Consider the following 6615-nt stretch of genomic DNA (forward strand, 5'->3'; position numbering starts at 1 on the left):
TCCCTTGGGGAGCTCCATGTCGAACGTACTCAGATCACCACGCGCTGCCTGGCTGCTGGCCGTCGCGGCCGTCGCCCTGCTGCTGCTCACCACCGCGCTGACCAACCCCGTCTCCGCGCACGGCGCCACGGTCAACCCCGGGTCCCGCGCCTACGGCTGCTGGGAGCGCTGGGGTGGTGACCACATGAACCCGCGGATGGCCACCGAGGACCCGATGTGTTGGCAGGCCTGGCAGGCCAACCCGGCCGCCATGTGGAACTGGAACGGCCAGCTCCGCGAGGGGGTGGGCGGCAACCACCAGGCGGCCGTGCCGAACGGCCAACTCTGCTCGGGCGGGCGTGCCGAGGGCGGTCGCTACAACGCCCTCGACACCTTGGGTGCCTGGCGGACCACCCCGGTCCCCAACAGCTTCCAGTTGAAGTTCTTCGACCAGGCCAGCCACGGTGCCGACTACCTCCGGGTGTACGCCACCCGGCAGGGTGTGGACACGCTCACCAAGCCACTGGCCTGGTCCGACCTGGAACTGGTCGGCCAGATCGGCTACACGCCGGCGTCACAGTGGCAACGGGAGGTCGACGGGGTGTCGATCCAGATTCCGGTGAACGCGCCCGGCCGCACCGGCCGGCACATCATCTTCACCGTCTGGCAGGCCAGCCACTTCGACCAGTCGTACTACCACTGCAGCGACGTGCAGTTCGGTGGCGGCACGACCCCGCCGACCACCACGCCGCCCACGACCACCCCGCCGACCACCACGCCACCCACCACCACCCCGCCGACCACTACCCCGCCCACCACCAACCCGCCGGTGACGGGTGCCTGCTCGGCGACGTACCGGGTCACCTCGACCTGGTCCGGCGGCTTCCAGGGTGAGGTGCAGGTGACCGCCGGCAACGCGGCCATCCGCGGCTGGCGAGTGAGCTGGACGAACGGCAGCGGCCAACAGGTCAACCAGGCGTGGAACGCCACAGTCAGTTCCAGCGGCTCCACGGTGACCGCCACCAACGTCAGCTACAACGGCAACCTCGGTGCCGGCGCCAGCACCAGCTTCGGCTTCCTGACCTCCGGCAGCAGCACGAACACACCGACGGTGACCTGCACCGCCACCTCCTGACCCCGGCCGGGGCCGCGCCACACTCCCTCGGACGCGGCCCCGCCCGGCTCAGTGGACGAGCCGGGCGGACGACCCGGCGAGCCGGCTCAGGCCAGGGCGGAGACGATGTCGGCGATCGAGCGGCGGCGACCCGTGTAGAAGGGAACCTCTTCGCGGACGTGCAACCGGGCGCGAGAGGCCCGCAGGTCACGCATCAGGTCGACGATCCGGTGCAGTTCGTCGGCCTCGAAGGCGAGCATCCACTCGTAGTCGCCGAGCGCGAACGAGGCGACCGTGTTGGCCCGTACGTCCGGGTAGCCACGGGCCATCTTGCCGTGCTCGGCGAGCAGTTCCCGCCGCTCGGCGTCGGGCAGCAGATACCAGTCGTACGAGCGGACGAACGGGTAGACGCAGAGGTAGGCGCGGGCCTCCTCGCCGGCCAGGAACGCCGGGATGTGGCTCTTGTTGAACTCGGCCGGCCGGTGCAGCGCCATCTGCGACCAGACCGGAGTCATCGCCCGGCCCAGGGCGGTCCGCCGCAACCGCAGGTACGCGTCCTGGAGGTCGTCGCTTGACGATGAGTGCCACCAGACCATCAGGTCGGCGTCGGCGCGCAGCCCGGACACGTCGTAGGTGCCGCGCACCACCACGTCCTTGCCGGCCAGCTCCTCGATCAGCGACTCGACCTCGCCGGTGACGTTGTCGCGCAGCGACGGCAGCGGCGTACTGGCCCGGAACACCGACCACATGGTATAGCGGATGGTGGAGTTGAGTTCCTTCAGTCGGGCCGCGTTGCTCTGCTCGGTCATCTCCCCGATCCTTCCAGTGCCGTGATGATCTCCTCGGCCGCCGTCTCGCCGGAGCGGACGCAGACCGGGATGCCGACCCCGTCGTAGCCGGCGCCGGCCAGTCGCAGCGTCGGATGTGCCGCCCGCAGCGCCAACCGGGCGGCGACGACCCGGTCGAGGTGACCGGGGGTGTACTGCGGCAACGCCCCGCCCCAGCGCTGCACGTGCCCGGCGACCGGGGCGGGCAGCGGCGTTCCCAGCACCGCCGACACCTCCCGGTGCACGGTGGCCGCGAGGTCCTCGTCGCTGCGCTGGAGTTGCTCCTCGTCGCCGTACCGGCCGACCGAGGCGCGCACCAGGGCCAGCCCGTCCGGCCGACGCAGGTGACCCCACTTGGTGGTGAAGAAGGTGGACGCCTTGACCAGCAGTCCTTCGGTGGCGGGCACCAGGAAGCCGGAGAGTTCCGGCAGCACCGGTTCGGGCAGCGCGAGGGTGACAAGCGCGACGCTGGCGTAGTCCAGCCCGCCGATCTCCTTCGCCGCTTCCGGGGCGACGTCGGCGAGCAGACGCGCCGCCGGCCGGGCCGGCACCGCCAGCACCACCGCGTCCACGTCGACGTGCTCGGGGTCGCGGGTCGGGCCGACGGTCAGCCGCCAGCCGACGCCGGTCGGGGTGAGTTCACGCACCGCCGCGTGGCGGCGGATCGTCGCGCCGCTGGCCGTCGCCGCCGCGTCGACCAGGGTGCTCAGCCCACCGTCGAGGGTGCCGAAGACCGGCTCGCCGGGAGCGCGGGGCGCGGCTGCCTGCGCCGCGCGTACGGCGGCGACAAGCGTGTGTTCCACCCGGGCGGCCCGGGCCAGCGCCGGCATGGTGGTGACCAGGGACAGGTCGTCGGCGCGGCCCGCGTACACCCCGCCGAGCATCGGGTCGACCAACCGGTCGACCACCTCGTCACCGAACCGCGACCGGACCAGCGCGCCCACCGCAACGTCGCCCCCGCGTCCGAGCAGCGGCCCACCACCGTCGCGGTCGGCCTCCGGAGTGGGCCGGGCCACCGCCGACACCTTGTCCAGATCACCGGGTACGCCGACAAGCGTGCCGCCGGGAATCGGGCGCAGCCCGCCGTCGACGGCCAGCGCCGCCTGCCCGACGGTGGGGTGGACGATCCGTCCCGCCAGGCCGAGCCGGCGGATCAGGGCAACGGCTGCGGACTCCCCGCCGGCCGGGTCACGCATCAGGAACGACTCGGCACCGAACTCGACCGGGCCGCCGGCCAGCTCGCCGGTGCGCAGCTTGCCGCCGAGGGTGCCGGACTGCTCGTACACGGTGATGTCGACCTCGGCGGAGGCGCGGTCGCGTAACCGGACCGCGGCGGCCAGGCCGGCGATGCCGCCGCCGACCACCGCCACCCGCCGCCTCGCCATGACGGTCAGCCCTGGTCGACCGGTCGACCGGACAGCTCGTGCACCAGGGCGACCACCCGGGTCAGTACCTCCGGGTCGGTCTCCGGCAGCACCCCGTGGCCGAGGTTGAACACGTGCCCCGGCGCGGCCCGGCCCTGCTCCAGGATCCGGCGCACCTCGGTCTCCACCACCGGCCACGGGGCCAGCAGCAGGGTCGGATCGAGGTTGCCCTGCACGGCCCGCTCCGGCCCGATCCGGTGGGTCGCGACGTCCAGCGGGGTACGCCAGTCGACGCCGACCACGTCGGCGCCGGCCTCGCCCATCGCGCCGAGCAGTTCGGCGGTGCCCACCCCGAAGTGGATCCGGGGCACCCCGGTGTCGGCGAGCCCGGACAGCACCTTCGTCGAGTGGGGCAGCACGAAGCGGCGGTAGTCGGCCTCGGAGAGCGCGCCGGCCCACGAGTCGAAGAGCTGCACCGCCGACACGCCGGCCTCGATCTGCACCCGCAGGAACGCCAGGGTCACCTCGGCCAGCCGGCCGGCGAGGGTGTGCCACAGCTCGGGCTCGCCGTACATCAGCGCCTTGGTCTTGGCGTGCGTACGCGACGGGCCGCCCTCCACCAGGTAACTGGCAAGCGTGAAGGGAGCACCGGCGAAGCCGATCAGCGGGGTGTCGCCCAACTCCTTGACCAGCAGCCGGACCGCCTCGTCGACGTAGTCGACGTCATCGCGGCTGATCGGCCGGATCCGTTCGACGTCGGCGGCGGTACGCACCGGTTCGGCCACCACCGGCCCGGTGCCGGGCACGATGTCCAGGTCGACCCCGGCGGCGGCCACCGGCACCACGATGTCGCTGAACAGGATCGCCGCGTCCACCCCGTGCCGGCGTACCGGCTGAAGGGTGATCTCGGTGACGAGGTCCGGGCGACGGCACGACTCCAACATCGCCACGTTGGCCCGGATCTCGCGGTACTCCGGCAGCGACCGGCCCGCCTGGCGCATGAACCAGACCGGGGTATGCGGGACCGGCTGGCGGCGGCACGCCCGCACGAAGGGCGAATCGGCGGGCCCGCCGGGGCGGGGTTCGTCGTCTCGGGCGGCGGTGCCCGTGGTGTCGGTGGTCATCGCGGCAATCGTGCCACGCGGCCGATCGCCATCCCGCGCCCACCGCCACCTTTGTGACGTAGCGCGGTAACGGGCGGCGTGGTAAGCGTCCGGTGATCGTCGGCGCGCCTCGCGGGCGGGAAACGGGCGGCGGAATAGGCTGCGGGCATGGGCCCCCCGATCGCGCTTCCCGACACGTTCGCCCGCGCGGTCGCGGGTCTCCGGTCGGCGACGCCCCGGCCGGAGATCCTGCTGGAGGAGGTGGGGGCACCGCAACGACTCGCCCCCTACTCCTTCGCGCTCTCGGCGTCGGTGCTGCGCGACGGTGACGAGGTGGCGAGCGGACGGCTGATCCTGCTGCACGATCCGGCCGGGCACGAGGCGTGGCAGGGCACGTTGCGGCTGGTCACCTACGTGACGGCGGAGTTGGAGGTCGACCTGGCCGCCGATCCGCTGCTGCCCGGGGTGGGGTGGACCTGGCTCACCGACGCTCTCGACGCCCAGGACGCGGGTTACCGGGCCATCGGCGGGACGATCACCCAGACGATGTCGACCCGCTTCGGCGAGTTGGCCGGCCCGCCCGCGGCCGGCGACGTGGAGATCCGCGCCTCCTGGACGCCGACCGGTGGCGACCTCGCCGCGCATCTGGACGCCTGGTGCACCCTGCTCGCCTCCACCGCCGGCCTGCCGCCGCCCGGCGTCACCGCCCTGCCGGAGCGCCGCCCGGCCGCCACCGGCTGAGCCCGTCCGAGTCTGGTGGCGCCGCCACCGGTCCGATCCCGGTGCTTCCCGCCGCGCTGTCCCCGGCTGCCACGGGCCCCGTCTCCCGGCCGCACGGCGTCGGCCGACACGCGGCGGGGCGGGTGGCAGCACTCGATCCACTCGCGCACTAGGGTTGTCAGGTGACCGACGAACCACCCCTGAGCCGTCGGGCCGCCGCAAGCCGTACGGGAAACGACACGCAGCACCCGCCATCGGCGCGGTCGGAGCCCTCGGACGCGGGGTCCGAGCCCACCGGCGGCCAGTCCGTGCCGCTGACCGCGCCCCGCGAGGGCACCCCCGAGCCCGTCGCCGCCCCGGAGCAGCTCGCCGAGGTCGTGGCACGGTTCGCCAGCGGTGCCGGGCCAGTGGCCCTGGACGCCGAACGTGCCTCCGGCTACCGGTACAGCCAACGCGCCTACCTCGTGCAGCTGCGTCGCGCCGGCGCCGGCACCGTACTGATCGACCCCCTGCCGCTGCCCGACCTCAGCGCCCTGGACGCCGCTATCGCCGAAACGGAGTGGGTGCTGCACGCGGCGAACCAGGATCTGCCCTGCCTCGCGGAGCTGGGGCTGCGTCCACGCCGGTTGTTCGACACCGAGTTGGCGGCGCGGCTGGCCGGCTTCGAGCGGGTGGGGCTCGCCGCGCTCACCGAGCAGTTACTCGGATTCAGCCTGGAGAAGCACCACTCGGCGGCGGACTGGTCGAGCCGGCCACTGCCCGAGTCCTGGCTGACCTACGCCGCCCTGGACGTCGAGCTGCTGACCGACCTGCGCGACGAACTCGACGCGGAGCTGGCCCGGCAGGGCAAATCCGAGTGGGCGGCGGAGGAGTTCGCCGCGCTCGTGCTGAACGGCGCCCGACCGCCCCGGGTCCGCGCCGAACCGTGGCGACGGACCTCAGGAATCCACCGGGTCCGGGGCGCGCGGGCACAGGCCCGGGTCCGCTCCCTGTGGTACGCCCGGGACCAGATCGCCGCCCGGCGGGACACGGCACCGGGCCGGGTGCTGCCCGACTCGGCCATCGTCGCGGCGGCGGAGCTGGACCCGAGGGACGAGAAGACACTGCTCACGCTGCCCGGCTTCGGTGGTCGATCGGTGCGGCGGTTGGCGCGTACCTGGCTGGCGGCGCTCGACGACGCCCGGCAGTTGCCGGACGACGCCCTGCCGGTGACGCCGACGGTGGAGGGCCCACCCCCACCGCACCGGTGGGCGGAGCGGGACCCGGCCGCCGCCGCCCGGTTGACCCGCTGCCGCGAGGTGGTATTGCGGGTGGCCGGCGAGCACAACCTGCCCCCGGAGAACCTGATCTCTCCCGACACCATCCGCCGGATCGCCTGGCAGCCCCCCGAGGAGATCACCGAAGCCTCCGTCGCCGAGGCCCTACGCGCCCACCACGCCCGCGAATGGCAGATCACCCTCCTCCTCCCCGACCTAGCCCAAGCCCTCCCCCCCCACCACCCCCTGACC

General features: G+C 73.5%; 6 protein-coding genes. 3 read left to right on the forward strand and 3 right to left on the reverse strand.

Annotated features, from left to right (window positions below; translation table 11 throughout):
• Positions 1-16: 16 nt before the first annotated feature.
• On the forward strand, positions 17-1114 hold the full coding sequence (locus KBX50_RS23035) for a lytic polysaccharide monooxygenase (RefSeq protein ID WP_210939711.1): 1098 nt from the start codon (positions 17-19) through the stop codon (positions 1112-1114).
• Between the two features lie 86 nt (positions 1115-1200).
• Here KBX50_RS23035 and hemQ read toward each other — a convergent pair whose 3' ends face one another.
• The 3 genes from hemQ to hemE are packed head-to-tail and all read right to left on the reverse strand — an operon-like array spanning position 1201 to position 4408.
• Positions 1201-1902, reverse strand: coding sequence for a hydrogen peroxide-dependent heme synthase (gene hemQ, locus KBX50_RS23040; RefSeq protein ID WP_210939713.1), 702 nt, complete (start codon positions 1900-1902; stop codon positions 1201-1203).
• The gene (gene hemG, locus KBX50_RS23045) at positions 1899-3305 is read right to left on the reverse strand and encodes a protoporphyrinogen oxidase (RefSeq protein WP_210939716.1); all 1407 of its coding nucleotides are present in this window, start codon (positions 3303-3305) and stop codon (positions 1899-1901) included. Before hemG ends, hemQ begins: the two co-directional genes overlap by 4 nt.
• Positions 3306-3310: 5 nt before the next feature.
• Positions 3311-4408, reverse strand: coding sequence for a uroporphyrinogen decarboxylase (gene hemE, locus KBX50_RS23050; protein WP_210939717.1), 1098 nt, complete (start codon positions 4406-4408; stop codon positions 3311-3313).
• Between the two features lie 147 nt (positions 4409-4555).
• Here hemE and KBX50_RS23055 point away from each other — a divergent pair, with 147 nt between their 5' ends.
• Together KBX50_RS23055 and KBX50_RS23060 are read left to right on the forward strand one after the other, a co-directional pair.
• The gene (locus KBX50_RS23055; RefSeq protein WP_093410397.1) at positions 4556-5128 is read left to right on the forward strand and encodes a DUF3000 domain-containing protein; all 573 of its coding nucleotides are present in this window, start codon (positions 4556-4558) and stop codon (positions 5126-5128) included.
• Between the two features lie 161 nt (positions 5129-5289).
• The coding region (locus KBX50_RS23060) for a ribonuclease D (RefSeq protein ID WP_210939719.1) at positions 5290-6615 on the forward strand (1326 nt) is incomplete at its 3' end.

This window comes from Micromonospora sp. C51 (assembly GCF_018070435.1).
In the GTDB taxonomy this organism is placed as follows: domain Bacteria; phylum Actinomycetota; class Actinomycetes; order Mycobacteriales; family Micromonosporaceae; genus Micromonospora; species Micromonospora sediminimaris.